Annotated in this window: 27 protein-coding genes and 5 pseudogenes; 16 read left to right on the plus strand and 16 right to left on the minus strand. The window is 64.5% G+C overall.

Going from position 1 to position 25759, the window contains the following annotated elements:
* Positions 1 to 60: 60 nt before the first annotated feature.
* Positions 61 to 792: a GntR family transcriptional regulator gene (locus TSH20_RS00400; protein ID WP_109072856.1), complete on the plus strand. Its 732-nt coding sequence runs from the start codon at positions 61 to 63 to the stop codon at positions 790 to 792.
* 119 nt (positions 793 to 911) lie between these two features.
* Here TSH20_RS00400 and TSH20_RS00405 read toward each other — a convergent pair.
* From TSH20_RS00405 to TSH20_RS00430, 6 genes and pseudogenes are all read right to left on the minus strand, one after another.
* Positions 912 to 1881, minus strand: a pseudogene (locus tag TSH20_RS00405) (IS5 family transposase).
* A 110-nt stretch (positions 1882 to 1991) separates the two neighbouring features.
* On the minus strand, positions 1992 to 2522 hold the full coding sequence (locus TSH20_RS00410) for a VOC family protein (protein ID WP_109072857.1): 531 nt from the start codon (positions 2520 to 2522) through the stop codon (positions 1992 to 1994).
* 101 nt (positions 2523 to 2623) lie between these two features.
* A complete protein-coding gene (locus TSH20_RS00415) occupies positions 2624 to 3472 on the minus strand; it encodes an alpha/beta hydrolase (protein ID WP_109072858.1) in 849 nt (282 codons plus the stop codon).
* 50 nt (positions 3473 to 3522) lie between these two features.
* Positions 3523 to 4296: an SDR family NAD(P)-dependent oxidoreductase gene (locus TSH20_RS00420; RefSeq protein WP_109072859.1), complete on the minus strand. Its 774-nt coding sequence runs from the start codon at positions 4294 to 4296 to the stop codon at positions 3523 to 3525.
* A complete protein-coding gene (locus TSH20_RS00425) occupies positions 4293 to 5336 on the minus strand; it encodes an NAD(P)-dependent oxidoreductase (RefSeq protein ID WP_247871333.1) in 1044 nt (347 codons plus the stop codon). The genes TSH20_RS00420 and TSH20_RS00425 overlap by 4 nt, the downstream gene beginning before the upstream one ends.
* A 71-nt stretch (positions 5337 to 5407) precedes the next feature.
* On the minus strand, positions 5408 to 5686 hold the full coding sequence (locus TSH20_RS00430; protein WP_247871334.1) for an EthD family reductase: 279 nt from the start codon (positions 5684 to 5686) through the stop codon (positions 5408 to 5410).
* Positions 5687 to 5971: 285 nt separating this feature from the next.
* On the opposite strand from TSH20_RS00430, the gene TSH20_RS00435 reads away from it, so the two are divergent.
* The 3 genes from TSH20_RS00435 to TSH20_RS00445 all read left to right on the plus strand — a co-directional run bounded on the left by TSH20_RS00435 (position 5972) and on the right by TSH20_RS00445 (position 7848).
* Positions 5972 to 6835, plus strand: a complete 864-nt coding sequence (locus TSH20_RS00435; protein WP_247871335.1) for a LysR family transcriptional regulator — start codon at positions 5972 to 5974, stop codon at positions 6833 to 6835.
* A gap of 25 nt (positions 6836 to 6860) precedes the next feature.
* The gene (locus tag TSH20_RS35205; RefSeq protein WP_169054890.1) at positions 6861 to 7253 is read left to right on the plus strand and encodes a transposase DNA-binding-containing protein; all 393 of its coding nucleotides are present in this window, start codon (positions 6861 to 6863) and stop codon (positions 7251 to 7253) included.
* A gap of 403 nt (positions 7254 to 7656) precedes the next feature.
* Entirely contained in the window at positions 7657 to 7848 is a 192-nt protein-coding gene (locus TSH20_RS00445; RefSeq protein ID WP_109072861.1) for a hypothetical protein, read from the plus strand.
* Here the strand turns inward: TSH20_RS00445 and TSH20_RS00450 are convergent.
* Positions 7848 to 7991 (minus strand): annotated as a pseudogene (locus TSH20_RS00450) (IS5/IS1182 family transposase); the annotation flags it as partial. The gene TSH20_RS00445 and the pseudogene TSH20_RS00450 sit on opposite strands and share 1 nt — an antisense overlap.
* Positions 7992 to 8073: 82 nt before the next feature.
* Positions 8074 to 8164: pseudogene (locus TSH20_RS35510) on the minus strand (IS6 family transposase); the annotation flags it as partial.
* 144 nt (positions 8165 to 8308) lie between these two features.
* On the opposite strand from TSH20_RS35510, the gene TSH20_RS00460 reads away from it, so the two are divergent.
* Positions 8309 to 8887 carry a TetR/AcrR family transcriptional regulator gene (locus TSH20_RS00460; RefSeq protein ID WP_109072862.1) on the plus strand — a complete coding sequence of 193 codons (579 nt, stop codon included), beginning with the start codon at positions 8309 to 8311 and terminating at the stop codon, positions 8885 to 8887.
* Between the two features lie 137 nt (positions 8888 to 9024).
* Positions 9025 to 9513 carry a hypothetical protein gene (locus TSH20_RS00465; RefSeq protein ID WP_109072863.1) on the plus strand — a complete coding sequence of 163 codons (489 nt, stop codon included), beginning with the start codon at positions 9025 to 9027 and terminating at the stop codon, positions 9511 to 9513.
* A 43-nt stretch (positions 9514 to 9556) separates the two neighbouring features.
* On the opposite strand, the pseudogene TSH20_RS35515 reads toward TSH20_RS00465, so the two are convergent.
* A pseudogene (locus TSH20_RS35515) lies at positions 9557 to 9689 on the minus strand (IS3 family transposase); the annotation flags it as partial.
* A 40-nt stretch (positions 9690 to 9729) separates the two neighbouring features.
* Positions 9730 to 10152: a transposase gene (locus TSH20_RS00470; protein WP_109072864.1), complete on the minus strand. Its 423-nt coding sequence runs from the start codon at positions 10150 to 10152 to the stop codon at positions 9730 to 9732.
* 229 nt (positions 10153 to 10381) lie between these two features.
* On the opposite strand from TSH20_RS00470, the gene TSH20_RS00475 reads away from it, so the two are divergent.
* Entirely contained in the window at positions 10382 to 10774 is a 393-nt protein-coding gene (locus tag TSH20_RS00475; RefSeq protein WP_158281926.1) for a DDE-type integrase/transposase/recombinase, read from the plus strand.
* A 67-nt stretch (positions 10775 to 10841) separates the two neighbouring features.
* On the opposite strand, the gene TSH20_RS00480 is transcribed toward TSH20_RS00475, so the two are convergent.
* Positions 10842 to 11555, minus strand: coding sequence for a TetR/AcrR family transcriptional regulator (locus tag TSH20_RS00480; RefSeq protein WP_109072866.1), 714 nt, complete (start codon positions 11553 to 11555; stop codon positions 10842 to 10844).
* A 323-nt stretch (positions 11556 to 11878) separates the two neighbouring features.
* On the opposite strand from TSH20_RS00480, the gene TSH20_RS00485 reads away from it, so the two are divergent.
* From TSH20_RS00485 to TSH20_RS00515, 7 genes are read left to right on the plus strand one after another with little or no spacing between them, the layout of a single operon-like run.
* The gene (locus TSH20_RS00485) at positions 11879 to 13159 is read left to right on the plus strand and encodes an alpha/beta hydrolase (RefSeq protein ID WP_109072939.1); all 1281 of its coding nucleotides are present in this window, start codon (positions 11879 to 11881) and stop codon (positions 13157 to 13159) included.
* Between the two features lie 34 nt (positions 13160 to 13193).
* On the plus strand, positions 13194 to 14069 hold the full coding sequence (locus tag TSH20_RS00490) for a VOC family protein (RefSeq protein ID WP_109072867.1): 876 nt from the start codon (positions 13194 to 13196) through the stop codon (positions 14067 to 14069).
* 39 nt (positions 14070 to 14108) lie between these two features.
* Positions 14109 to 15779 carry an AMP-binding protein gene (locus tag TSH20_RS00495; RefSeq protein WP_109072868.1) on the plus strand — a complete coding sequence of 557 codons (1671 nt, stop codon included), beginning with the start codon at positions 14109 to 14111 and terminating at the stop codon, positions 15777 to 15779.
* Positions 15776 to 16258, plus strand: coding sequence for a thioesterase family protein (locus TSH20_RS00500; RefSeq protein WP_109072869.1), 483 nt, complete (start codon positions 15776 to 15778; stop codon positions 16256 to 16258). Before TSH20_RS00495 ends, TSH20_RS00500 begins: the two co-directional genes overlap by 4 nt.
* The gene (locus TSH20_RS00505) at positions 16255 to 17409 is read left to right on the plus strand and encodes an FAD-dependent monooxygenase (protein WP_109072870.1); all 1155 of its coding nucleotides are present in this window, start codon (positions 16255 to 16257) and stop codon (positions 17407 to 17409) included. The genes TSH20_RS00500 and TSH20_RS00505 overlap by 4 nt, the downstream gene beginning before the upstream one ends.
* On the plus strand, positions 17406 to 18776 hold the full coding sequence (locus TSH20_RS00510) for an MFS transporter (protein WP_109072871.1): 1371 nt from the start codon (positions 17406 to 17408) through the stop codon (positions 18774 to 18776). Before TSH20_RS00505 ends, TSH20_RS00510 begins: the two co-directional genes overlap by 4 nt.
* Positions 18777 to 18788: 12 nt before the next feature.
* Positions 18789 to 19553, plus strand: coding sequence for an Asp/Glu racemase (locus TSH20_RS00515; protein WP_109072872.1), 765 nt, complete (start codon positions 18789 to 18791; stop codon positions 19551 to 19553).
* Between the two features lie 207 nt (positions 19554 to 19760).
* On the opposite strand, the gene TSH20_RS00520 is transcribed toward TSH20_RS00515, so the two are convergent.
* Positions 19761 to 21920: a M48 family metallopeptidase gene (locus TSH20_RS00520; RefSeq protein WP_199231974.1), complete on the minus strand. Its 2160-nt coding sequence runs from the start codon at positions 21918 to 21920 to the stop codon at positions 19761 to 19763.
* A gap of 128 nt (positions 21921 to 22048) precedes the next feature.
* On the opposite strand from TSH20_RS00520, the gene TSH20_RS00525 reads away from it, so the two are divergent.
* Both TSH20_RS00525 and TSH20_RS00530 read left to right on the plus strand, forming a co-directional pair.
* Entirely contained in the window at positions 22049 to 22516 is a 468-nt protein-coding gene (locus TSH20_RS00525) for a transposase (protein WP_158281927.1), read from the plus strand.
* 179 nt (positions 22517 to 22695) lie between these two features.
* Positions 22696 to 23190: pseudogene (locus TSH20_RS00530) on the plus strand (DDE-type integrase/transposase/recombinase); the annotation flags it as partial.
* A gap of 107 nt (positions 23191 to 23297) precedes the next feature.
* On the opposite strand, the gene TSH20_RS00535 reads toward TSH20_RS00530, so the two are convergent.
* From TSH20_RS00535 to TSH20_RS00550, 4 genes are all read right to left on the minus strand, one after another.
* Positions 23298 to 23603 (minus strand): DUF4282 domain-containing protein, encoded by a 306-nt coding sequence (locus TSH20_RS00535; RefSeq protein WP_109072875.1) that lies wholly within the window; start codon positions 23601 to 23603, stop codon positions 23298 to 23300.
* Between the two features lie 398 nt (positions 23604 to 24001).
* Positions 24002 to 24253: a hypothetical protein gene (locus TSH20_RS00540; RefSeq protein WP_146205380.1), complete on the minus strand. Its 252-nt coding sequence runs from the start codon at positions 24251 to 24253 to the stop codon at positions 24002 to 24004.
* Entirely contained in the window at positions 24187 to 24702 is a 516-nt protein-coding gene (locus tag TSH20_RS00545; protein ID WP_109072877.1) for a Fic family protein, read from the minus strand. Before TSH20_RS00545 ends, TSH20_RS00540 begins: the two co-directional genes overlap by 67 nt.
* Before the next feature lie 183 nt (positions 24703 to 24885).
* A complete protein-coding gene (locus tag TSH20_RS00550; RefSeq protein ID WP_109072878.1) occupies positions 24886 to 25167 on the minus strand; it encodes a hypothetical protein in 282 nt (93 codons plus the stop codon).
* Between the last annotated feature and the right edge of the window lie 592 nt (positions 25168 to 25759).

Below are 25759 nucleotides of genomic sequence, written 5' to 3' on the forward strand. Positions count from 1 at the left end.
GGCGCGCTAAAGCCAGGACGAGGGACGCAAGCGGGCGTCGGATCGAACCGGCGGCAATGGATGAGGGGCGACAGGGTGACGGAGCCGGCCAGTCAGCAGATGGGGCAGCAGGCGGGAGCCCAGACCGAAGCCGGATCGATGGCCGATCAGGCCTATGCCGCCATTGAGGAGCTGATCGTGTCGGGCACGCTGCCGCCGCGCAGTTTCGTGTCGGAGAAGCAGGTCAGCACCCAACTCGGGATCGGCCGCACCCCAGTGCGCGAGGCGCTGAAGCGGCTGGAACTGGATGGCATGGTGACCATCGTCCCGTCACGCGGGATCATGGTCACCGAGGTGGACGTGAAGCTCCAACTCTATGTTCTGGATGTGCGGCGTGAGCTGGAGCGGCTGATCGCCCGGCGGGCCGCCCGCTTCGCCCTGCCGGCCGAGCGGGAGCGCTGCCGCAGCATCGCCGACGAGATGCTGGAGGCGGCGCGCACCGGCGACGGTATGCGTTTCATGCATCTCGACCAGGAGGTAAACCAGCTGCTCGATCAGTGCGCCCGCAACCCGGTGGCGACCCAAACCATCCGGCCGCTGCGGTCGCTGTCCCGCCGCTTCTGGTTCCAGAACTACCATGCCCATACCGGCAGCCTGGAGGATGGAGCCAAAACCCATGCCGACCTGATGCTGGCGATCCACCGCGGCGACGCTGATGAAGCGGCGGCGGCCTCCGACCGGTTGATGGCCTATGTCGAGGCCTATGCGCGCGAGACCCTGCGCTACCCGTTCGACGGTCACGCGGCGCAATAGGGCGGCCCGGCAAGGCCATGCAGCAGAGGTGACGCGGCGACGGCTCAGCCGATGCTGGCGCGGACGACTTTGATGCACGAATTGGCGCGAGAGCGGAGTTCACCGGCGGTCAGTGGTGCTCAGGCGACCTTGCGGGTGGTCGGCATGCCCAAGCTGGTCATCATGTTCATGACCTTGCAGCCGACGGTGGGCTCGACCTTCTGGGCAGGCAGAGTCCGAGCACGGAGGCTGCGCCCGATCAGTTGCTTGTAGCGCATCATGGCCACCTCGTCCAAGGAGCGGTGGCCGTAGTGGACCGCCCGCTGCCAGCCCAGCCGACCACGCTCGTTGATCAGCTGGATGTGGCGGTCACGCTGCGTGGGCGCGCCCTCGGCCGTGTCGCTCGGCACCAGCGCTCGAGCGCGGCGGGATGATCACCTCGGCGTCGGGTGTGTGGGCGGCGACGGCGCGGTAGACGGGTTCGCCGTCATAGGCGCCGTCGGCCAGCACCGTGCCGATCGGACGGACGATCTGGTCGAGCAGTGGGCCGACCAGCAAAGTGTCTCCCTCTTCGTGGGACGTCAACGCCGAGGCCAGGATCTCGTCAGTATTGGGATTGACCGCCAAGTGCAGCTTTCTCCGCGTCCGGCGCGCCGTGCCGCCGTACTTTTCGAGGTGACAATCGCCCTTGCCGAACACCTTCAGTCCGGTGGAATCGATGACCACCGACACCGGCCCGTCCGTCCGGGCCAGCGCCGACGCGACCTCCAGGTTGGCACTGTGCCGGGAGAAGGTCGTGTGATCTGGAACTGGCAGTTCCAGTCCGAGCAGGCGCATCAGCGAACCCAGCAAGCCTTCGGTCTGGCGCCACGGACGACCAAAGGCGAGGCGCAGCATCAGCCCGGTCTCGATTGCCAAGTCCGAGTAGCGGGAAGGCCGGCCAGGCCGCCCCGTGGCGGGCGGCGTCCACACGGCGATCGCCTCCGGCGTCACCCAGAGCGTCAGGTCGCCGTGCCGGCGCAGCGCCGCATCGTAGTTCGACCAGTTCTCGACCGGGTAGCGCGCCTTCGGGATTTTGTGGCGACGGCTTTCGTTGGCCTTGTAAGGCATCGGGCTCTCGGCTTCAGCGGGACGCCTCTATACCCGCCAGAACCCTCACACCGCCAGCCCCCGACGATTTATGCGCCAACGTCTATGCGAGTCCCCTTTTCGCGCCCTGCTCAGTCCTCGTCCTGCCACCTGCGCAGTTCAGTCTGGTCATGATAGGGCATACGGTCCGGCGTGGTGATGAATTCCATCGTCGTGCCCCAGGGCATGCGGCAGTAGCAGACCTTGTTTCCAGGCCCCTTCTCGGTGGCATAAGGAATTGCGCGCGGCGCTGTGAGGGGTGTGCCACCAGCCTTCTCGAAGCGCTCGACTGATGCGTCGATGTCGTCGGTGTAGAGAGCGAAGTGCGTGATGCCGAAGTCACTCGCCTGGATCGGCTCGGCTTGCTCGGGGCCGTGCATTTCGAAAAGCTCGATATCGGGTCCGGTTCCGATCTTGACCATCGCCTGCGCACGAACAACCGTTCCGGGGAAAGCGCCGACGGCCCGCTCGAATTCGGGTCCCTGCCGCGGCGGATCCTGCAGTCCGAAGGATTGGTAGATCACTTGGCCGCCAAAGGCTTTCACCAGGAACGATTTTGCCGCTTCGATGTCGGGCACTGTGATGCCGATATGATTGACGCCGCGAATGAGAGGTGCGGTCATGACAGTCTCCTTGATTTTGTCTATCCATCGCGACCGCTTCGGGCGCAATTCGCCCGCTGCGTCGCGATCCGCCCGGCCCGCGACGGCGCGGGCGCAGAGTTTCAGTTGGCTTTGAGGAAATCGACCAGGGCGGCCGCGACTTCGTTGGGCCGCTCATCCGCGACATAGTGGCTGCACCGCGCGATCGAGCCACCGGTTACATGACTGGCAAACTCTTTGAGCATCGGCACCATCTGCGCACCGAACCGCTGGTCCCCACCCAGACCAAGGACCGGTATCTCGAGGGGGTTCTTCTTGTACTCAAGAGCAGCCGCATGATCGGCGGCGAGGGTGCGATACCATTCCATGCCGCCGCGCGTTCGGCCAGGACGAGCCATCGCCTTCGCGTAGATCTCGATGTCCGCCGGATTGAAGGTGCTGTGATCGTAGAACCGCTCTGCCATGAAAGCCGAAACATAGTCACATTCACGGCCATGGATCAGGCGTTCGGGTAGATCCCGGTTCATATGGAAGCTGAAGTGCCAGAGCCTCGCGGTCGTCGCCTCCCATTCGGTCCAGCCGGGAAGCGGAACGTCGAGGACGGCCAGGTGGGTAACAGCCTTCCGATAGATGGCGGCCTGCGGCAAGGCGACCATTCCGCCGATGTCATGTCCGCACACGGCGTAGCGTTCATGCCCAAGGGCAATCATGACCTCGTGCGCGTCGCGGGCCATCGTTGCCTTGTCATAGCCGTCGAGCGGGCAGTCGGAAAAGCCTGCGCCGCGCAGATCGATGGCCACCACGCTGAAATGCTCGGCCAGCAGCGGCATCACATTGTGCCATTCCCACCATGTTTCCGGCCAGCCGTGAAGCAGAAGGATCGGCGGACCTGAGCCTCCCGTGACAGCGTTGATCTTGATGCCATTCACCGGCACCAGCTGCTGGGTAAACCCCTTCAAAGTTGCGATCATAATCGCTTTCCGGTCGATGTTGACGTTTGAACAGAGCTTGCGGCCAGCGCTCAGGGCTGATCGAAATCGGTGGCGATCGAGACGTCGCGCCAAGCGTCGATATCGCTGCGGAACGCAGCCAACTTTCGCTCGGCGATCGCGTGCGCGATGGGGCCGAGTGGCAGATGAAGCGGGGTGTCATCGGCGACGACTGCATGCATGATCGCCTTGTCGGGATCGCCCGCCTGATTGCCGTTGTTGGTTTCGCGATAGTGCTTGCGCGACCTCGCGGCGTATTCCGGCATCTCGTTGGTCACCATCCTGATGGAACGGCCAAGGAAATCGGTGCGAAATTGCCCAGGCTCGACGGTCAGCACGCGGATGCCGAACGGCGCCAGCTCGCTGGCGAGCGCTTCGGAAATTCCTTCCACCGCGAACTTGGCGGCGTTGTAATAGCCTCCGCCTCCGCCTCCGCCTCCGCCTCCGCCTCCGCCTCCGCCTCCGCCTCCGCTGCCCGCGATGCCGGCGCCGGACGACATGCTGACGATCGTTCCGCCCGAGTGTCGCAGGACGGACAGGGCGGCTCTGGTGGTTTCGATCAGACCGAAGACGTTCACCTCGAACATCGGCCGATATTCTTCAGGCGTGCCTTCTTCGATTACGCCGAACAGTCCGTAGCCGGCATTGTTCACGAGCACGTCAAACCCGCCGAATGTCTCGACCATTTCTTCGATCGCTTTGACATCGCGGGCCGTCGCGATGACCTGATCGCCGCGTTGTGCCGCGGCGAGCGCGAGGCGCTGTCCGAAGCCGCTTGAGCAGCCGGTGATGAGCCAAGTCTTCATTCGGTCTTCTCCGGATTGCTTTCGGACGAGGCCATGCTGTCGCCGCCGCGAACCGTCATGTCGGCCATGATCGACCAATCCTTCTTTCCGAAGCCCGCCGAGACGGCTTTGCTGAGCCCCTCGCGGACAGCTTCGAGCATCGGGAGCGTGCGTCCGATCTCGTTGCCGGCCTCAGTCGCGAGACGCATGTCCTTAAGCGCGAGTTCGGCTTTGAAACCCGGCTTGAACGACCGTTCCGTGATCTGCGCGCTGTAGCTCTCATAGGCGCGACCCGAAAAAAGGGTGCCCAAGATGAGTTCGAAGAAATCCGCACGGTCGAGGCCGACGCTCTCGGTCAGCACGACACCCTCAGCCATCGCCTCGATAGCCATGGCGATCATCATATTGCAGGCGAGCTTCGCCGTATTCGCCCGAGCAGGATTCTCCCCCAACTTCCAGATCTTTTTGCTGAGTGAAGCGAGCAGCGGCTCGATCGCGGCAACTGCATCGGCCTTCCCGGCCGCCAGGATGTTAAGCTGGCCACTCGCCGCTACGTTCGGTCGTCCGAGGACCGGTGCGGACACATAGCCAAGGCCTGCCTCTTCGTGCAGCAACTCCAGTTCCCGCGCGAAAGCGACCGAGATCGTCGAGGTGACAACATGGGTCAGCCCTGGTTGCGCGCTTGCCAGCAGGCCGGCATCGAGGATCACCTCCCGAATGGCAGGGTCGTCGGATAGCATCGTGAAGACTGCGTCAGCCTGGAATGCATCCGCCGCGCGCTTGACCAGCGTTACCCCGGGAATGCTTTCCTGTGCGACCTTGCTGCGGTTCCAGGCCCGCACGTCATGGCCGGCCTTCACGAGGTTCAGGGCCATTGCCGAGCCCATATTGCCGAGACCGATGAACCCGATCTGCATGTTCTTTCTCCTGTTGTTCAGATGAGGGCTGTGCGCGGGATCGGACGCAGGCTGCCGGGCGATCGTGAGGCCGAAACCTGCGCCGACAGGTTGGCCAGCATCGGCGCACGCCCCGCTGAGCGCGTAGAAGACACCGCCGATCACGGTGACGCCGGCCGGGGCGCAGACCTGGAGAGATCAGCGGCCCCCGCAATCGACAGGCACCGCTGTGCCGTTCAGAGCGGCTTCACGATGTTGCGTTGCGGTTTGATGGCGGTGACGATGTCGACGTCAGCCATGATCTGGGCGGCTTCCGGCGACCTGAGCGCCGCTTCCATGGCGGCTTCGTCGCGGAGGTTGACGACCCCGACCGCGATCAGCCCAGCACCATCACCTTGCGGGAAGAACCTTCCGGCGCTGACCAGCCCATAACGTCCCCAGCTTTCCCGGACGAACGGGAGGTGCAGGTTGATCCAATGGTCGCGGTCGAATGGCGTTTTTCTCATCGCCCGCATAGGTCACCAGCATCGTGATCATCGTCGAAGTCCTCATTTGCGCGTTTCGAGGCGGGCTGCCGCGTTCCGCCGCCCCTCAGGAAAATCCTCTCTGTTCAGTCCGGACGAGCTTCCCTTGGGTGCCGCAGCCAGGGTCACGTTTCCTTCACCCAAGCGGCGGCCCGCATGGATCTGGCGGGTCCGCAGCAGGGTCCACCTCCAAACAATGAGAGCAATCTAGGCATTTAGATTTGTTCCGTAAGTGACATAACTGTACTCTCGGCGTTCAATTTTGTGTGGGTCGGCATGATGGAATGGAGTGATGTCAGAGTCTTTCTCGCCATTGCGCGATTCGGTACGCTCGGTGCCGCCGCGCGTTCCCTCCAGACAAGCCATCCGACCGTCGGTCGGCGCCTCCGCGCACTTGAGCAGGCGATCGGTCACACGCTCTTCCAGCGCACCGCGGACGGTCTTGTTCTGACAGAAGAGGGCCATGGGATCATCGCGCTGGCGGAGCAGATGGAAGAAAGCGCGCTGGCGATGGAGCGCCGGCTTGCGGGGCAGGAGCAGAATCTCAAGGGCAATCTGCGCATTTCATCCGCGGACTGGTTCGGGGCCTATGTCCTGCCTCCCATCCTGGCGGATTTCTCGAAAGCCCACCCCAATGTCGACGTCGAGATCCTGACGGGCACGCGCCAGTTCAACCTCGCCCAGCGGGAGGCCGACGTCGCTTTTCGTATCGTTCCGTTCGACACTGCTGACATTGTTCAGCGACGGCTCTTCCGCCTTGAGTATGGCGTTTACATCGCGGAAGAGGCGCAGGAGCCGAAATATGGCGATGGGACCGGTTTCCGGCTGATCACCCACGACACGTCCACGGGTCATTTCCCTGACATCGCGTGGCTCATCGAGAGTTTCCCCAACGCGAGACCGGTCTTGCGATCGAACAACCGCAACGTCCAGGGGCGCATGTGCAGGCAAGGCGTCGGCATCGCCGTCCTGCCCCGCGTGGTCGGCAATCAGATCCCGGGTATCCGCAGACTGGAACTGCCGACGCCGCCGCCGGCGCGAGACATCTGGATGGGCTATCACCGGGACCTACGGCGTCTTCAGCGTCTTCGTGCGTTCATCTCGACCGTATCGGACCATCTTGTGAATGGGACCGCATGATGTGCGACCCGGAGATGATTCAAGGTTGCCCGAGAAATTCCAAGATCGTTGCAGTCGTCTCGGCCGGTCGCTCCTCGCGGATCCAGTGCCGGGTTGTCGTGAATTCCATCATCGTCGCATGCTGCGCGTAACGATCAAGGAAGGCCTTGAGGAACGGTGTGCTGATCCCGTGGACGTCAAGCTTGGCGCCGGACCGGTGGTGATGACGCCTCCCGGTCCAGACAAAGTGACTATTGGTCTGTTGGCCCTGAACGATGTTCAAAAGGTGCCGATGGCCACAGGATCAAACGCATGGATCAACGATGAACTGGCCGGCTGCCGCCTCGCCGACGAACGACTGAGCTACCTTTTGGGCACGTTGCTCGATCAGATGGCCGGGGCGATGGGTGGCAGCATCCTTCTGGCTTGCCAGGACTGAGCCAACACGAAGGCGGCCTACCGATTCTTCGCCAACGACCGCGGAAGTGAAGAGGACATCCTCGCCGGCACTTTCGACTCGATACGCCGGCGTATCGCCGCGACCACCGGCCCCTCCTGGTCATTCAGGACATTACGGAGTTCTCCTCCCAGCGCGAGCACCCCGAGAAGATCGGCCAGACCGTCTGGATGAACAGCGGTCAAGATCAGGATGACCGGTTTGGGATGCACACCGTGTGTGGGTTGCTGAAGCACGCCAGCCTAGCGGTCACGACTGAGGGCCTGCCGCTTGGCCTGGGCGCGGTCGAGTACTCGACCCGCACCAAGTTCAACGGTACCGCCCCCCTCAAGAGGAGGATCACCCGACGCGGATTCCGATCGAGCAGCAGGAGAGCGTCCGCTGGTTGGAGTACCTGGGGCGAACTACGGAGCTGTTCGGCGATCTGGGACGTTGCATCCATGTCGGCGATCGCGAGAGCGACATTTACGAGTTGTTCTGCTTGACCCAGGAGTTGGGAACACAATTCCTGGTCCGCATCTGCGTCGACGGGCTCGCCCTCGAAGGCGACACCACCGTCGACGGAATATCCGCCTAGCGTCCGCCCGACTTCAGCACATGGACAATTCCGCTAATCACACGGAGATCATCCATGCGCGGCTTGCCTCGGGTGTCGCGCGGAAGGTGCGGCTCACGCCACCCAAACTGCTCCATCGTCAACCAGAACTTGCCATTGCGCATCACAACGCCCCTTTCCAGGGCTTTGCGTCACAACGATTCCCTGCGGGAAAGGCTCTTTATGGGTCCGGACCCTTAGGCATCACTTGGCGGCTTGGGTATTGGGCCGGCTCTGCCCTGGGAGATCGAGCACCAAGCCGTCCTGGTCGACGGCGCGCCATAGGTAATGTTGGACCCGGGGATCAGGTTCGCGTCTCATCCCGCTGCCATGCCCAGCGCACCTCTGGCTCGCCACACCCACGGATTATGTGACAATACCTGTTGATACGCATGCATCGAGTTCGCGTTGACAGGATACCTACTAGTTGGTAGGCAGAGATATGAGGAACACATCGACCAGAGCCGACGACATCCTAAGCTGTGCGCGCTCCCTGATCACCAGGGGCGGCTACAACAGCTTCAGCTACGCCGACATCTCCAAGGTCGTCGGCATCCGCACCGCGAGCATCCACCACCATTTCCCCGCCAAGGCGGATCTGGTCCGCGTGCTGGTTGCGCAATACCGACAGGAGGTCGAGGCCGGGCTTGTCGAACTGGAGCGGAACGTCTCTGATCCCCTCGAACAGCTTCGCGCCTATCTCGGCTACTGGGAGGGGTGCTTCGCCGACACGACCGACCCGTTCTGCGTCTGCGCGCTGCTGGCGGGCGAGAGTCCGGTGCTTCCCGAAGCAGTCGCTCTCGAAGTGCGGGCGCATTTCCGCAAGCTCGCAGACTGGCTCACCTCCGTCTTTGAGCGAGGCGCTGCACAAGGCCGTCTCCGGCTGGTCGGAACCGCCAGGAGCGATGCCGAACTGTTCATGGCCGGCGTGCATGGCGCGATGCTATCCGCTCGCGCCTATGGCGACGCCGCGACCTTCGGAGCGATAGCTCGTCCTTTGCTGCAGCGAATCGTCGCTTGAAGACGGCACTTCGCCGGGAGATTGAACGCATGCCTGTTTCACCTATCGATTGATAGGTAGATATGGCGGCCTATGGCGTCGTCGCCGGGTAGCCTGCTTTGCCGCTCTGCCTCACTGGATAAGGAAGGAAATCCTTCATGCTCGGAATTTCTCCGCTTGGCTGGGCCCATACGCTCGGCAGCCTGCCGGCCATTCCCATGGCCTTCTATATGTTTGCCCGCCATGGTCGGATCGTTCCCCGTTCCAAGGCGGGCGCCGTCTATTTCGTTTCCATGCTGATCGGCGCTTCGACGGTTCTCCTCGTGGCACATCAGCCGGTCAGCTACGCCATCGGCGCCGTGACGATCCTCCTCCTGCTCGCGGGCTATGGGGTCAAGGGAGTTGTTGGGGCAGGGCGCTCGGCCGGATACATCGAGATCGTTTGTCTGAGCGTGAGCGCGTTTCTTCTGCTGGTGCCGACCGTCAGCGAAATCCTGCGCCGTGTTCCGGACGGCCACCCATTGGTGACTGACCTGAAGTCGCCACTGCTCCTTGGCGCCCAGGGTTGCTTGGCGGCTATCTTAGTGGTCGGCCTGACCGCCCAACTCCTCCACTTAGCAAGGCAGGGCAGGGCGGCCACGAAGTAGGAGGCCAACGGAATGATCTTGCCCCGGTTCGGTAGACGCGGGTTCACGCGGATTGTAGCTCGGCTCGTTCGGGCGTTGTATAGCCGACGGCCCTATGTGTGCGCTGTCGTTTGTAGTAGGTCTCGATGTAGGCAAATACCTCTCGGCGGGGCATTGTCACGGGAATAGAGCCGGCGTGCAGAACCCCCTAAATTTGTGAGAAGCTGTTTGCAGCAGCTATGCGCTGACCTCCTGGGGAACGAGCCGCTTTAGGCGCCGTGCAAGGATCGAGATAAAGGCAATTCGGACGAAAGCGATGAGGTGCTCCTTCGTCCGCTCGACGATGGTGTTCAATCGCCGGTAGCGACTGATCCAGCTAAAGGAGCGCTCCACCACCCAGGCGATCTCGGTGGCGATGAATACCCCCTTGCGGCCGCGGGCGATCGGCCGGACCGTGATGCCGAACGCTTCCGCGGCTTTGGCCAGACGTTCGCCGCTATAACCGAGATCGCCGATGGCCGGCCCTTGGAAGCCACGTCCGGCGAACTGGCGCAGCTCCGGCACGATGCCTCTGGTGTCGTGCACATTGGCCGGCGCGGCATCGATGGCCAGCGGCAGGCCGTACTTCTCCACGGCGATGCTGACCTTTACGCCGCAGATCTTCTAGCCGCCGTCCACGCCACGCGCGAAGCAACTCGGAGCCGCTGGGCATCGAAGTGTCTTACGAGCCGGTCCGGCATTGTGTGGTGAAGTTCGGGCTGGCCATCGCCGGCAACCTGCGGCGTCTCCGGCTCAAGCCCAGCCCGCGCTGGTATCTGGACGAGATGGTGTTCAGGGTCAGCGGAAAGCTGATGTACTTGTGGCGGGCTGTCGATGACAAGGCGAGGTGTTGGAGGTGCTCGTCCGGCGCCGGCACGATAAGTCGGCAACCCGCAAGCTGATGTGTAAACTGCTGAAAAAGCACGGTTTCGCGCCCACCCAGGTCACCATCGACAAGCTCCAGTCCTACCGGGCCGCCTTCCGCCAATTCGGTCTGACCGCCCACCATGAACAGCGGCGGCAAACAAACAACCGCGTCGAGGTCTCACACCAGCCGGAGCGGCGACGAGCGCGCAAGATGCAGCGGTTCAAATCAACGCGTTCCGCCCAGCGCTTCGCCTGTCTGTATGCCGCCGTCTACAACACCTTCAACCTCCAGCGCCACTTGGTCTCCCGCCCCACCCTGCGCACCTTCCGGGCGCAGGCCGTGGCCGATTGGCAGGCCGCGACCGCCGCGGCGTGAACCAGTTGCGAAGTTCGCAAGGTCTACTTGCCGACTCAGTTGCCGTGACAAAGCCGATGGAACCCCTTCAGGCTCCTGCATCCTGTTGCTTGTATAGGATTTCCAGGCAATCCAGATTCTCGTGCAACTGGCGAAACAGATCGCCGGGATCGCCGGACGTCTTGCGCTGATCGTCCGACCGCAATAGGCCGTGCACTGCCAGATCCGCTAAAATCCCAGCGACCTCCCTGGCCGTCTTGCGCCCGCCCTCATGAAACCACCACGTCGTCCAGCTGCACATGCCGATCAGCGCGAAAGCGGCGACGCGGGCGTCGACGGGACGGAACACGCCCTGCTGTATCCCTCGTGCGATTTGCGCCGTGAAATGGTCGAGTACGGCCCGCTTGGATCGCTCGTGCACTGCGCGCACGTCGGGCGGCAGTTCCACCTCGGTCCGATCGACGACCCGGAACTGGAGGGCGTGCGAGAGGAGAAGCTCCACATGGCCGCTCACCATCGAGCGCAACACCTCGACCGGATCGTCGTCGGTGCGGGCTGAGAGCATGGCGGATTGCCGATCGCTGACAACGGTGACCTCCTCCACCAGCGAAGCCAGCACCTCCTCCTTGCTTTTGAAGTAGTAGTAGAGCGCTGTGCGCCCGACATTCAGCGCGTCCGCGATGTCTTGGAAGCTGGTGCCCGCGAAGCCGCGTTCGGCAAATAGCTTCGCCGCCGCGTCGAGCACGCTCTGGCGCAGCAGCGCCTTCCGGCCGGTTTCCGCTTTGGCCGATGTTCTGCCCACCCCGTCCTCCTACCAGGTTTCTCCACGCAGCAGGATGGGAGGTTTTGACGCACACGTCAAATTTTTGAAGCGTTGACAGACGAGCATTTTGGTACCCGGCGGCATCGAAGCCTTTGAAAACATTGCGCTGAAAAGCAATGGCCACATCGTGGGTGCGGCAAAACGCGCCTTGACAGGAATTTCCACCTATTGACGGTACCGTCAATTATTCGTCACGATGTCAAATATGCAGAGCGGGCAGCGTCAGTGAGTAGCCGTGCCGGCCTGCCTCAAGACCAACATATGGGCGGATCACGCCGCCCTCCAAAAGGGAGACGATGGACATGCCGGCTTCGGGCACACCCACGCCTGCCGCACATCAGGCTGCGGATCAGGCGGCGACGGCGGGATTTCTCAACACCGATTGGAACCCACGCGACCTTCCTGACGGCACGCTGACGCGCAACGTGGCGCTACGCACGGCCGATCGGGCGGCGACGGGGGGCACGCTTTATGTCCGCGGGCGCAGCGACACGGTTGTGTGCATCATGCACCCGCGGGAATTCATGGCCTGCCATTACCTTGTCCCGGACATCGTGGAGGCCGGATTCGCGGCTTGGTCCCAGTCGCCCCGCTCCGTCGGCAACGACAGCCGGCTAGAACACGAGACGGCTCTGTTCGACGTCGCCGCTGGGCTGTCCTTCCTGCGCGCCCAGGGATTCCGCCGCATCGTCCTGCTCGGCAACTCCGGCGGCGGCAGTCTCTACGGCTTCTATATGCAACAGTCGCAACTGGCGCCGGAGCGGCGGATCGCCCGCACGCCCGGCGGCCGGCCGACCAACCTCGCGTCGCTCGACATGCCGGTGGTCGACGGGCTGGTGCTGGTCGCTCCTCACCCCGGCCAGGGCATGCTGTTGATGGGCTGCATCGACCCGTCGGTGACCAACGAAGACGACGCGCTGTCGGTGGAGCCCGCCCTTGACCCCTTCAGCCCGGCGAACGGCTTCGCGGAGCCTCCGGGACCGTCCCGCTATGCCCCGGACTTCGTTGAGCGCTACCGCTCCGCCCAGCAGGCCCGGGTCGCGCGCCTGGACGAGCGGGCGCGTGGCCTGATCGCGGAACGGCTGGCGGCGCGCAAGCGCGCCAAGGAAACCGGCAGCGTTGACGACCGGCGGCGCGGCGCCCACACGCCGCTGATGACCGTCTGGCGGACCGACGCCGACCTGCGTTGCTTCGATTTGACCCTCGATCCTTCCGACCGCGGCTACGGCACGCTGTGGGGGCGGGATCCCTTCGCCTCCAACTACGGCGCGGTCGGCTTTGCCCGCGTCTGCTCGCCGGAGGCGTGGCTGTCGACGTGGTCAGGCTTGTCATCCAATGCCGCCCTATACAAGACCGCGCCGGCCATCGAACAGCCGTTGCTGCTGGTCGAGTACACCGGCGACGTCTCGACCTTCCCGTCGACTGCCGCGGCTCTGTTCGACGGCTTCGCCACACGACACAAGACCCATCTGCGCATCCGCGGCGACCACCACGGTCGAGCACTGATCCCGGAAGAGGAGCCGGGGCGCTACGCCGCCGGCCGGGCGGTCGGCGACTGGCTGCGCGACCATTTCGGCGGCTGAGCGCCACGAACGATAGGATTTCAAGGAGACCAGCATGCTTGAACAACCCGCGACGCGGCTCCGCCTGCGCGGCGTGGACCATACCGCCCGCCCGACCTGGAAACTGCGCGAAACCGTGGAGTTCTACCGCGACAAGCTGGGCCTGCCGCTCGTCCATGTCATCTCGGCGCGCGGTTGGGGCCCGGCCACCCATCCCGACTTCCTGCATTTCTTCTTCGACAGCGGCAACGGCAGCACGATCGCCTTCTTCTATTATCTCGGGTCCGAACAACCGGAGGCGCTGGTGGGGCGCGCATCGATGCCGCCACTGCCGGACGATCACGTCTTCGACGCGACCCACACCGCTTGGCTCGTCGACAGTGAGGAGGAACTGAAGGGCTGGAAGCGGCGCCTGGAAGCCGAAGGTCTGACAGTCTCGGTGGAGACCACGCACGAGGTGATCGAGTCCATCTACGTGCGCGATCCCAACGGCTATTTCGTGGAAATCACGCGCAAGCTGCGGCCGCTGAACGCCATAGATTCCACCGACGCCGCCCTGACCCTGCGGGCCGCTCTGGACGCGGAGGATGCCGCATCCACCGAAGGCCGGCGCGTCGTCGCCATTGACGAGGTCTGGGCACGCAAGTCCACGTTGCTCAATCCGGACGGCGGCAACGCGGCGGCGGTCAGCATCTTCGTGCCGCGGCTGGAGGAATTCGCCAGCCTGACCCGCGCGGCCCGCGGGCGCGACGACTGCACCGTCACCGCGCTGGACACCCACGACCGCATCGATGCCGCTGGGCCGGTCGAGTTCCAGCGTCGTGCGCTCGGGCTGAAGCCGGCGGTCTGGTACGGACTGTTCACCGGCGGCATCTGCGGTCGGATCGAAATCTTCGACCGCGACCGCGTCGTCATCGCCCCCGCTGCTTAGCCGGCTTGCAATTTAAAACGCATTTAGGGGAGGACAGAGATGACAGGAATCCGCAATCCCATAAGCGGAGTCGTCTACACGCCGGCCGATCAGGCCGAACGATACCTTGCCGACGGGGCCTGGATCCCTTCCACCGTCGGGGACGTGCTACGTGCCACTGCAGCGCGCCATCCTGACAAGCCGGCTTTGATCAGCGACGAGCGGACCGTTACCTTCGCCGAACTGGACGGAGCGAGCGACCGGTTGGCCGCGGCGCTGCTGGCGCTGGGCCTTGCCACCGGCGACCGCGCGATCTTCCAGATGGGCACAACGATCGAGACGGTAGTCGCGCTCGCCGCCTGCTTCAAGGCGGGGATCATCCCCGTCTGCACGCTGCCGCAGCACCGCGAGGTGGAGATCGGCGAACTGGCCCGGCAAAGCGGAGCCCGCGGCTATTTCGTTCAGGCGGATTTCAGCCGCTTCGACCTCGTCGGCTTTGCCGCGTCCATGATGGAACGGCACCACGGCCTGGATCATCTCGTGGTTGCGCGGGGTGAGGCGTCCGCCGGACTGGCGCTGGAGGATCTGGTCGCCGCCGTTCCGGCGGAAACGGCGCGCGACCGGCTGGCCGACAGGCCTTTTGGTCCACAAGACGTCCTGACCTTCCAGCTATCCGGCGGCACGACCGGACTGCCCAAGATCATTCCGCGCTTCCATGCCGAATATCTCGGTCACGTGTGGCACCTGATGGGGCTCTACGGGATGACGGCGGACAGCCGCATCCTGTGGTCGCTGCCCCTGCTGCACAATGCCGCCCAGGTTTATGCGCTGATGCCGATGATGCTCGGCGGGGCCTCCGTCGTCCTGATGCCGAGGGTCGACATCCGGCGCATGCTGGAGCTGATCGAGGCGCACAGCGTCACCCACGCACTGTCGGTCGGCCCCATCGCACCGCAGCTGATGGGCTATGCGGACATCCGGCGGCACGACCTGTCCTCCCTCCGCCTGTTCGCGACGATGAGCCGTGCCGACAAGCTGGAGGAGCACATCGGCGTGCCCTGCTCGAACCTTTACGGCATCACCGAAGGGTTGCTTCTCGGCTCGCCGGCGGACGCCCCGACGGAGCGGCGGTACCGCACGCAGGGCACCTCCGGCTGCCCGTTCGACGAGATCCGGCTGCTCGAACCGGGAACTGAGACGCCGGTGCCGCCGGGCCAGATGGGCGAACTGTGCTTTCGCGGCCCGTCCAGCCTGCGCGGCTACCTCGGCAACCCGGCGGCCAACGCTACGGCCTTCACATCCGACGGCTTTTACCGCACGGGCGACATCATGACGGCGCATGTCGTGAATGGGCAGACCTGCTACGCCTTCGAAGGGCGCCTGCGCGACAACATCAACCGCGGTGGCGAGAAGATCGGCTGCGAGGAGGTGGAGGCCTATGTCAGCCGCCATCCCAGCGTCGCCGACGCCAAGCTGGTCGCCATGCCCGATCCGCTCTACGGCGAGAAGGGCTGCATCTTCATCATCACGCGACCAGGCATGCCGGCTCCGAACGTGCAGGAGTTGGGCGCCTTCCTGACCGGTTGCGGGCTTGCGAAATACAAATGCCCGGAGCGCGTCGAAGTGCTGGACGAGTTCCCCCTCACCCGCGTCGGCAAGCTGGACAAGCCGGCGCTGAAGACACTGATCGCCGACAAGTTGGCGGCTGAAACCACGGCAGGTGCGGCATGACTCCCAACGATTTCACAGCAACGGAATACATCGTCGGCACCACCCCGCTGGTGATCCGCCGCCGCGTCAAATGGGGGGAGTGCGATCCGGCCGGAGTCGTCTACACGGTCACCTTCAGTGAATATGTCATCTCGGCCGCGGAGCTGTTCTACGGCAGCCTGTTCGGCACCACCCCGCAGCGCGCCAAGGACGAGCAGGGGTTCGGCACTCCCACCCGCGCGCTCGACTTCGACTTCCGCCGGTCGTTGCGGCCGGACGAGGTGTTCGAGATGACCGTCACGGTCGCCGAGATCCGGAACCGGACCTACGTGCTGCGGATCTGCGCCCGCACACTCGATGGCGACATCGCGTTCCTGGCGCATCTGACCCCGGTCTGCGTCGCCCGCGGCGAACGCCGCTCCATCGACATCTCCCCGGCATTCCGGCAGGCGTTGGAACGCTACCGCGCCGCCTGCGCGGCGGAAGGAGGCCCGGCATGAAGATCACCATCATCGGGGGCGGCCCAGCCGGCCTCTATTTCGCCCTGCTCGCGAAGAAGCACGACCCGGCGCACGACATCCAAATCTTCGAGCAGAACCCGCGAGGCGCCACCTACGGCTGGGGTGTGGTGTTTTCCGACGTCGGCCTTTCCTTTCTGAAGGAAGCGGACCCGGACTTCTTCGCCGAATTCACCGCCGGGCACGAGTGCTGCGACTATATGGAGATCGTCCACCGCGATACCCGCGTGCAGATCCAGGGCAATCACTTCTCCCGCACCGCCCGGCTCGCCATGCTGGAAACGCTAGAGCACGCCTGCCGGCGGGTGGGGGTGGAGATCCGCCACGGCGAGCGCATCACGGACATCGATGCGCTGGCGCGTGACGCCGACCTGCTGGTCGGGGCCGACGGCGCCAACAGCGCGGTGCGCCTGTACTACGCCGAACAGTTCCGCCCCAGCTTCGAACGGCGACGAAACAAGTTCGCCTGGTACGGTACACGCCAGCGCTTCCATCCCGTCTCGCTGATCTTCCGCGAAACCGCGGCGGGCGTTTTCATCGCTCACAGCTACCAGTACAGCCCGGAGTTCAGCACCTTTCTGGTCGAGGTCGCTCCGGAGACGTGGCTGCGCGCCGGCTTTGACCGGATGAGCGAGGAGGAGAGCAGCCGCGCCTGCGCCGAAATATTCCGTGCCGACCTTGGCAGCAACCCATTGCTGACCAACCGGTCGCACTGGTTCGAGGCGAACGTCGTGCGCAACGAGCACTGGCACCACGGAAACGTCGTGCTTCTGGGCGACGCGCTGCGCACCGTGCACTTCTCGCTGGGGTCCGGCACCCGCATGGCCATGCAGGACGCCATCGCGCTGCACCGTGGGATCGTCGACCACCCCGACGACCTGCCCGCCGCCTTCGCCGCGTTCGAAGCGCAGCGCCGCCGGTCCTCCTCCAGCTTCCAGGGAGCCGCGGCGCGCAGCCTGGACTGGTACGAGACGGTGGCCGGCAAGCTCCACCTCGACCCCGTCGACTTCGCCTACGACTACATGCGGCGTACCGGACAGGTCAGCCACGAGGACTTGCGCCGCCGCGATCCGTACTTCACTGCCGCCTACGAGGCGCAGAACAACGACGAACCCCTGGGGAGGACGGCATGAACACGGTCAGCGTCTCCGACGTCATCGGGCGCAGCCGGCTGGGCGGCCTGCAATTGCGCGTCGTCGCGCTCTGCGCCTTGTGCATGATCGTCGACGGCTTCGACGTCCAGGCCATGGGCTACGTGGCGCCGGCGATCATCGGCGACTGGGGCATCCAGAAGGCGGACCTCGGCACCGTATTCGGCGCGGCGTTGCTGGGCATGACCCTGGGTGCTCTGGTCATGGGCATGATCGCCGACCGGTTCGGTCGCCGCCCGGTGCTGATCGCCGCCATGCTGTGTCTGGCACTCACCAGCTTCGCGACCGCGCAGGCCGCCAGCGTCGAGGAGTTGCGATGGATGCGCTTCCTGACGGGCCTGTGCATGGGTGCGATCGTGCCGAACGCCGTGGCGCTGGCCGGGGAGTTCAGCCCGGTGCGGGTGCGCATCACCCTGATGATGGTCGCCTCATCCGGCTTCATCCTCGGCGGAGCCGTGGGCGGGGTCGTCGCCGGCCTGCTCATCCCGGCCTATGGCTGGCATGCGGTGTTCCTCGCCGGTGCAGCCGCCCCGCTGCTGTTGGGCGTGGCGATGCTCGCCCTGCTGCCGGAATCGCTTCAATACCTGACGGTGAGGGGGCGGAACCTGGAGCAGGTGCGACGCTGGCTTGCCCGGATCGAGCCGGGCCTGGCCATGCGCGACGACACGATCCTGGCTGCGGCCGACCGTCCGGCGCGCGGTGCGCCGATCCTGGAGCTGTTCCGCGGCGCGATGGCGGTGGCGACGCCGCTGCTGTGGCTGTTGAACTTCATGAACCTGCTTGCCGCCTATTTCCTCGCCAACTGGCTGCCCGTGATCATGACGGAGGCCGGCCATCCCGCTTCGGCAGCAGTGCTGGTGGGAACGATCTTCTGGGTCGGCGGACTGGTCGGCAACCTGCTGCTCGGTTGGCTGGTCGACCGGCACGGCTTCGGCCCGACGCTGGCGATCAATCTGCTGGCCGGCGCACTCGGCGTGGCGCTGATCGGGCAGGTCTCTGGTTCACTGGGAGTTGCGGGCGTGGTAATCGCGGTGGCCGGCTTCTGCATCCTGGGGGGACAGTCCGCGCTGAACGCGCTCGCCGCCGCCTTCTACCCGACACCGGTTCGCTCGACCGGTGCGGGCTGGGCGCTTGGCATCGGCCGGCTCGGGTCGATCTTTGGGCCGGTCATCGGCGGGGAACTGATGCGGCTGAACTGGTCCACCGCGGACCTTCTGGTGGTGGCCGCCATTCCGTGCCTGATCGCACTGGCCGGCAACCTGCTGCTCTGGGCGCTTGGCCGGCTGCCGCGCACGGCCGGCAGCACTGCCGGCGCGCTTCCCCCGCAACCTGCCCGATCTCGCACCTGAGGAGCCCGCACCATGACCCGGACCTACCGCATCGGGCAGATCGTGCCCAGTTCCAACACGACCATGGAAACCGAGATCCCGGCCATGCTGCGCGCCCGCGAAGCGGTGCTGCCGGAGCGCTTCACCTTCCATTCCAGCCGGATGCGCATGCACCGGGTGGTGAAGGAGGAGTTGGAGGCGATGAATCGTGAAGGCCTGCGCTGTGCCGCCGAACTTGCCGACGCCCGCGTCGACGTGATGAGCACGGCCTGCCTCGTCGCCATCATGGCGATGGGCTTCGGCCACCACCGCACTGTGGAGCAGGAACTGGCCGAAGTCGCCCGCGCGAACCAATGCGCGGCGCCGGTGATGACCTCGGCCGGCGCGCTGGTCGAGGGGCTGAAGGCGCTCGGCGCGCGCCGCATCGCCCTGATGGCACCCTACACCCGTCCCCTGACCGAACTGGTGGTGGCTTACATCGAGCATGAAGGGATCGAGGTGATCGACTGGCGCTGTTTCGAGATCGCCGACAACCTGGAGGTCGGCCGCCGAGATCCCATGCGGCTGGTCGAGGACGTGCGTTCGCTGAAGACGGCTGGGGCGGACGTCGTCGTCGCCTCGGCCTGCGTGCAGATGCCGTCCCTTCCGGCAATCCGCCCCATCGAGGAGATGCTGGGCATCCCGACAGTCTCCACGGCGGTCTGCACCGTGTACGGCATGCTCACCCGCCTGGGTCTAATTCCCGCAGTTCCTGGCGCCGGGGCGTTGCTGGAGGAAGGCGGATCGGTCCCGAGCTGACTGCCAAGGGCAACGTCAATTTGTTGATACTGTGTAGATTCCGACTGAATGTTCTGTCAGCCTTCGCGTCATCCTGTTCGGCGACGCAGGGCGGACGTAGAGGATAACGTCCACTCTGGAGGTGATCGATACGGCTCTGTTGCAAAGCTTACCGGCAGGCGGCGCACGCACTTTCTGCCCGCTCGTCGAAAGATGCCACTCACCGCATCAATCGCCGGCGAGCCGGCGGCGGGCATAGGCGGCGGTGAGGTAGCGGCTCACCAGCGCCTCGAAGTCGGCGGCCTTCATCCCGCGGATTCCCATCGCCTCGAGCACCACGATCCGCTTGCGACGGTTCACCTTGTTGTAAATGGAAAAGCCGATCCGGTTGGGCAGAGGCGCCTCCTCATGCAGAGCCAGCACCAGCGTCAGCCGGCGCGATGTCGTCACCTGCATCCTGGCCACATCGGTCCAGGCGATTGCCTCCCGCAGCCGGGCCGACACCAGCGCGTCGGGGGTCAAGGTCATCAGTGGCGCCTTCGTCTTGTGGCGGACCCAGGCCGCGTGGGCCAAAGCGATGCAGACACCGAGGGCCGTCACCGCTCCAACGAATGCCGTCGTCCCCGGATCGTTGCCGATGCCGAGTGACTGCCCGAAGAAGATGCTGCCGATGGCAAAGGCGACGAACATTGCCGCGATGAACGCCATGGCCCAGATGATCGGCCTGCCGTTCTCGTAGAGCACCGTGTGCTCCTCCGGAACGGCGGCGGCGGCAGCCTCCAGCTCCGCCCGGTCCAGCCGATGTGCCTCCCGCGCCTCGTCGAGGAACGCCGCCGTCAGAGCCTGACAAATCCCGCTCCAGTCGGCGAACAGCCGATGCGGCAGGCTGGTGTCTTCCGCAACCGGTCCGCGGGCAGCGCGTGCCAGCAGGCGCTCGTCGAGCTGGACGCCAAGGGTGCTGATCCGCAGGGCGGTCGGCGGGTGGCTGTCGGTCGGATGAGGCTGGCACTCTTCCAGATGCGCAGCGGGATCGGGGAGACCGCCTTCGACGCGCCGCTGGATTTCGGCCATCAGATCTGGCCCGGACGTTTCCGGGGCGGAGAAGGCATCATTCAGCGTCCCAACGATGGCCGGCGCCAGTGCCGCGCTGCGAATCAGCGCAAGGGGAACGCTCTCCCGACCACTGACCAGACTGGCCCGGCGGTCAGCCTCCAGCTCGCGCTGCCGCCTGTGTTGGGCGACCGCGAGGTCGAAACTCTCCAGCGTGTGGAAGCCGAGATGCAGAGCAGGGGTGAGCACGAAACCGCCGGTGCCGGAACGCTCGCCGAGCGCGGTCAGGGTCCGCCACAATCCGGCATGGATCGGGGCGAAGCGGCGGCTGTAGGTGGTATCCCCGCCCGAGAAATGGGCGAGTTCATGCCCGATGACCGCTGCGAGTTCGGTCTCGCCGAGCAGCGGCAGGCAAGGAGCCGGCAAATGAAGGGTACGGCCCTGCAATACCAGGGCTCCGCCGAGCGGCCGGACCGGCGCCTCGGTAACGAAGAAGCCTTCGGTCAGGCCGATCAGGATGCTGTCCGGCATCAGCGCCTCGTGCCGGACCGCCAAGTCCTCGACGAAACGCCAGAGGCCGGGTGCCTCGTCCCGGCTCACCACCAACCCACGGATGTCGAGCGGCTGCATGGTGTAGAGGTCGAAGACCCGGCGCAGTGCGATCACCGCCATCACGGCACTGTAGGCGGCGAGTGCCGCGAGCGTCACGGCAGCGGCGAAGAGTTTCATGCTGCCGGTCGACAAATGGTCCCAGAACCACAAGCTCGCCGCTTCGAACAGCGAAGCCGAAACACTGGCAATGCTGAGGCCGACGAGCACGGCGGCGAGCGCGAAGGGCAGGCCCCGCCTCAAGCGGTCGAAGTTCCGGACCAGGGCGTCGCGCGACTGCTGCGCCCGCAGCGCCGCGACCCGTGCCGCCAGCAACCCGGTGAGCCCGGCAAGGAAAGCCAGCAGGCCGCCGGCCATCGTGCCCCAGCTCAACGGGTAGCGGATCAGTGAAACCTCGGTGCCATCGTCCGTTGTGTCGATGGCGTTGCGGACCCCGGCGATGGCCATCGAGACCGGCATGCGGCGGCCGTCCGGTCCGCCCATGGTCACGAAGGCCGACGGATTGTTCGTTTCGATCCGCTGGAGTTGGGCAAGCGCCTCCGGCAATTCCTGTCCGGCTTGCCGGTACTCGGTAAGCGTCGCGGCGGCCCGCTGCTCCTGCTTGATCCCGAGCGCCACAAACATCAGAGGAACGATCAGAAGCCAGACGGCGCGAAGAGCCCATAGAGGAAAACGAAAAGCACGCCGGGCGGTGCCAGCCGTCCCACCGGAAGCGATTGTGTCCGCCACGCCCAATCCCCCATTTATCGATGCATCGTGCGGGAGGATCGCGCAATGCGCGAAGCGGGGCCAGCCACCCGGAAGGGGTAGCGATTTCACGTCATTCTGTCATCCACCCCCTCACCCAGTCCGTTGAATTGTACGACACCTATCAAACAAAGGTGGCGGACTGCGGTCGGCGGATCAAGCAAGTCCTTGACCGGTTGAAGGCGGCGGCTCCAGAACCGGCCAAGCCGCTTTCTTCCCCGCGCAACAAGAGGCGGGGTGTCAACGCTCCAGCCTTCGATGTGCACAAGGATCTTCACGCGATGCTTGGCGTCGATCTGACGCAAATCCACGGGTTGGGTCCATATCTTGTGCTCAAGCTGGTTGCAAAAGGTGGAACCGACCTTTTGGCCCGGCCGAACGCCAAACACTTCACCTCTTGGTTGTCGTTGGCTCCGCATAAAATGATTCCCGGCGGAAAAGTGCTGGCTTCACGAACCCGCCGTTCCGGCAACCGGGCGGCCTCGCTGCTGCGGTTGGCCGCCATCACCGTCGGGCGCACCGAGGCGGCGCTGGGGGGGCTTCCTACTACAAGGAACGTTACCATCAGCGCGTTCTGACCAATCTCCAGAGGCGGGCCAAAGCGCTCGGCTATGTTCTTACGGAGGCCCATGCCAGTCCCGAAGCCGTGGGAGTTTCTTAGGAAAGTGGCGCAATTGCTGGAGACTTTGCCCGCCTCGACGGATCGCGGCGAGCGCAAGTGATGGCTGCCATTGAGAAGGCGGCTGCAAGGGTGGACGTCTCCACCGCCTGTCCGATGCTTGGCGTGCCGCGCGCCAGCTTCTATCGTCATCGTGACCGGCAGCGCCGGGTCGGTCCACCACCGCCATCCCGCCATCGGCCCTCTCCATCACGCGCGCTGAGCGGCGGTGAGCGGGATCGCGTGCTTGACTTGCTGCATGGCGAACGCTTCGTCGATGCCGCCCCGGCCCAGGTCTACGCCACGCTGCTTGATGAAGGGCAGTATCTGTGCTCGGTGCGCACCATGTACCGCCTGCTCGCCGCCAACGATGATGAAGTGCGCGAGGGTCGCCAACAGTGCCGGCACCCGGCCTATGCCAAGCCCGAACTGCTTGCCACCGGCCCCAACCAAGTGTGGAGCTGGGACATCACAAAGCTGAAGGGGCCGGTCAAGGGCACCTGGCTGTGCCTATACGTCATCCTCGACATCTACAGCCGCGCCGTGGTGGGCTGGATAGTGGCCTACCGGGAAAGCGCGGCACTGGCCCGAGCGGCTGATCCGCCAGACGGTACGCAAGCAGGGTATCACCCGCGACCGGCTGACGTTTGTGGGAATCCCTCGATTCAGATGCCTGTCAAACCGCTCTAGGCATTGCCATTTTACGCAGACGCCTGCCGGCTCAGCGCGTCCTTCACGTGGCCCAGCCGTTCGTGAATACCGAAAACGACGATCATGCCTTCGCAGGCAACGCGCCACATCAGCAAACCGAAAGCGGTTCCGGCCAAGGTGACGATGAAGGTGCCAACTCCTGCCGCCGCATCCCAACGCATCATGCCGAGTCCACCGATAGCCGAAACAACGCCCCCAACGGCGCCTCCAATCAGGCCAATCCAGTAGAGAACCTTAATAACTGGAATTGCGATCATGCGATCAAAAGAAAGAAGACTGGAGAAAATCTTGATCACCTTTAGATCTCCTGTTAAAAAGCCAGTTTTTTTGGTGAAGGGTTTGCGGAAAAACTTGTTATTATTCAGTAAGTCGTCAGTTCCGAGGTTAGTCTGGACGAGATAATCATCGGTGCAATATAGACATTATGTCGCAGTCCGCTTGACTACCTTCTGCTCTCCGGTAGACGTGTGGACCGGCGTCCTGGCGATGGTGCGCAAGGGGCATGTCGCCGCCATTCCCACCAGCAACATGGCCGCCGAGACGACCTTCATCGCCCGTCTGTTCGGTGTGGCCGCCTGACGACGCCGACGCCACGACTCTCCGCGCCGACCGTCAAACATTGCAACGGAACCGAACCAGATGCTCGACCTCGGACGTCCGGACTCCAGCTCCAGACCGGCGGCTTGATGGGCGTTCAGGCGTCGTCCTTGTCGGAGGGCAGGGCGCTGGCGACGCGCACGATCCGCTCCAGATCATCAATCTCCGCATCCGACAGCTCTGAGAAGAGCTTGAGCCTCTTCTCCTTGCCAATCCGGTTGTTCTGCATCACCAGCCGCACCAGTTGCGCCGCCTTCCGGTTCGGCATGTCGATACGGTCCATCACCCCCTGCATCGCGCGGTCGAAGACCTCGACGAAGAGGACCTCCTCCTTGAGGTCGCGCCGCACGGTATCGATGACACAGCCGTACAGATACTCGGCCTGCGGCGTGGCATCGAAGTAGCGGTAGAGGTGGTCGGTCCGGTTCTGGGCGACGATGGCCGGACCGTCCTCGGATGCGCTGGCCCCCCACTCCCAGTCGATGTGCGTGTGATCGCACGTGAGAATCGCTCTAGCGACGCGTTGTAGGCCGCTTGGTTGCGCACGATGGCCGCCGAGACTGGGAACAGGATGCCTGGCGGGGTGAAGCCGGCTTCGTCCAGCGTGTGGTGGATCAGGTAGCGGTGGATGCGTCCGTTACCGTCTTCAAACGGGTGGGTGAACACGAAGGCAAAGGCGATCGCGGCGGCGGCCAGGACGGGGTCGATCTCAGCCCCCTTCAGCCGCGCGACCAGCCCCGCAAAGCCTGCCATGAGGGAGCGCACGTCTTCAGGCTTGGGGCAGATGAAGTGGATGATCTCCCGGTGCTCCGTCGAGGATTCGCCGACGAAGTTCTGGAAATCGCGTCACCCGGCCGCCGCATAGCGGTGATCGACGATGACGTTTTGCAACCGGGTCTGGTCCCTCTCGCTGGCCGGATCGAAGTTGCGGACCATCCGCAATACTTAGATGAAGAGCTATGACTTTTTGCCACTTGCGGTTTAACCCTCGACGGCGAAGGTCTCCTTGGTTTCCTTGGTGTAGAGATAGTTGATCGCGCGGGCCAGGATCTGTGGGTCGCAGCCGCGGACCAGAACTGCGGCTTCCTCCCGGATGCCCGACCGGAGCAGCGCCTCGATCTGCGGCGTCCGGCGGATCACCGGGCAGAGGGAGGGGGTGCCGAGTAGGTTGTCGGTGACGCGGTGGCGCCGCGAAGGCCCGCCCGGTAGCACGATGTGCTTGTCCGGCAGCAGCGCGGGCGTATAGCGCGACGGCGCCGGCATCGGGGAGATCGAACTGCACGCCGGTGAGCCACTCGTGGAAGAACCAGGCGCGCCGGGCAAAGGTCCCGTTCGGCTCGCTCACCTTCGCGCAAGGTGTCTGGCATGCTGGGTTCCTGGGATCGCAAAAGGCTTCGCGACCGGCCGGCCGCCTGCGGAAATCTTCACGATCCTGCGAAAACTTCAAGAATCGAACGTCGTCCTCAAAAACCTTCACGCTGGCCCAGCCCTGGACAGCGCAGTCTGTCCGCGGCCATCCCGATCCTATGCCGCGGGCTGTTCGGGTGGATGAATGGGATCGACTTGTAAAAGCTGTCGGACGACTGGTGACCATGCTGCTGCCAGAGCTGATCCTCGACCGACATGGTGAACTGGTACGCGCTGAGGTGGCTGGTGGAAACCGTCATGTCCGTCGCAAAGCGGAGGTGGGGCGAGGCTCTATCTGCCCGCACAGACCTCACGCAACGATCTCAGGCGTTGCTCAGAGGCGTCGTCTACAACGTCAACCGCCTTGTTCTGCTTGGTATTTCCGCCTGAGGCTTTAGCTTGCCATCGTTTCAGGAAAATGGAAGGGCCGTCCACCACATCGGCTCAA

The organism is Azospirillum sp. TSH20 (assembly GCF_003115935.1).
Lineage (GTDB): Bacteria > Pseudomonadota > Alphaproteobacteria > Azospirillales > Azospirillaceae > Azospirillum.

Coding starts and splice junctions, on each gene's coding strand:
- TSH20_RS00400 (WP_109072856.1), top strand. CDS start 61: ATGAGGGGCGACAGGGTGACGGAGCCGGCCAGTCAGCAGATGGGGCAG.
- TSH20_RS00410 (WP_109072857.1), bottom strand. CDS start 2,522: ATGACCGCACCTCTCATTCGCGGCGTCAATCATATCGGCATCACAGTG.
- TSH20_RS00415 (WP_109072858.1), bottom strand. CDS start 3,472: ATGATCGCAACTTTGAAGGGGTTTACCCAGCAGCTGGTGCCGGTGAAT.
- TSH20_RS00420 (WP_109072859.1), bottom strand. CDS start 4,296: ATGAAGACTTGGCTCATCACCGGCTGCTCAAGCGGCTTCGGACAGCGC.
- TSH20_RS00430 (WP_247871334.1), bottom strand. CDS start 5,686: ATGCGGGCGATGAGAAAAACGCCATTCGACCGCGACCATTGGATCAAC.
- TSH20_RS00435 (WP_247871335.1), top strand. CDS start 5,972: ATGATGGAATGGAGTGATGTCAGAGTCTTTCTCGCCATTGCGCGATTC.
- TSH20_RS00460 (WP_109072862.1), top strand. CDS start 8,309: ATGAGGAACACATCGACCAGAGCCGACGACATCCTAAGCTGTGCGCGC.
- TSH20_RS00465 (WP_109072863.1), top strand. CDS start 9,025: ATGCTCGGAATTTCTCCGCTTGGCTGGGCCCATACGCTCGGCAGCCTG.
- TSH20_RS00485 (WP_109072939.1), top strand. CDS start 11,879: ATGCCGGCTTCGGGCACACCCACGCCTGCCGCACATCAGGCTGCGGAT.
- TSH20_RS00490 (WP_109072867.1), top strand. CDS start 13,194: ATGCTTGAACAACCCGCGACGCGGCTCCGCCTGCGCGGCGTGGACCAT.
- TSH20_RS00495 (WP_109072868.1), top strand. CDS start 14,109: ATGACAGGAATCCGCAATCCCATAAGCGGAGTCGTCTACACGCCGGCC.
- TSH20_RS00500 (WP_109072869.1), top strand. CDS start 15,776: ATGACTCCCAACGATTTCACAGCAACGGAATACATCGTCGGCACCACC.
- TSH20_RS00505 (WP_109072870.1), top strand. CDS start 16,255: ATGAAGATCACCATCATCGGGGGCGGCCCAGCCGGCCTCTATTTCGCC.
- TSH20_RS00510 (WP_109072871.1), top strand. CDS start 17,406: ATGAACACGGTCAGCGTCTCCGACGTCATCGGGCGCAGCCGGCTGGGC.
- TSH20_RS00515 (WP_109072872.1), top strand. CDS start 18,789: ATGACCCGGACCTACCGCATCGGGCAGATCGTGCCCAGTTCCAACACG.
- TSH20_RS00550 (WP_109072878.1), bottom strand. CDS start 25,167: ATGCCGGCGCCGTCGCGCTATACGCCCGCGCTGCTGCCGGACAAGCAC.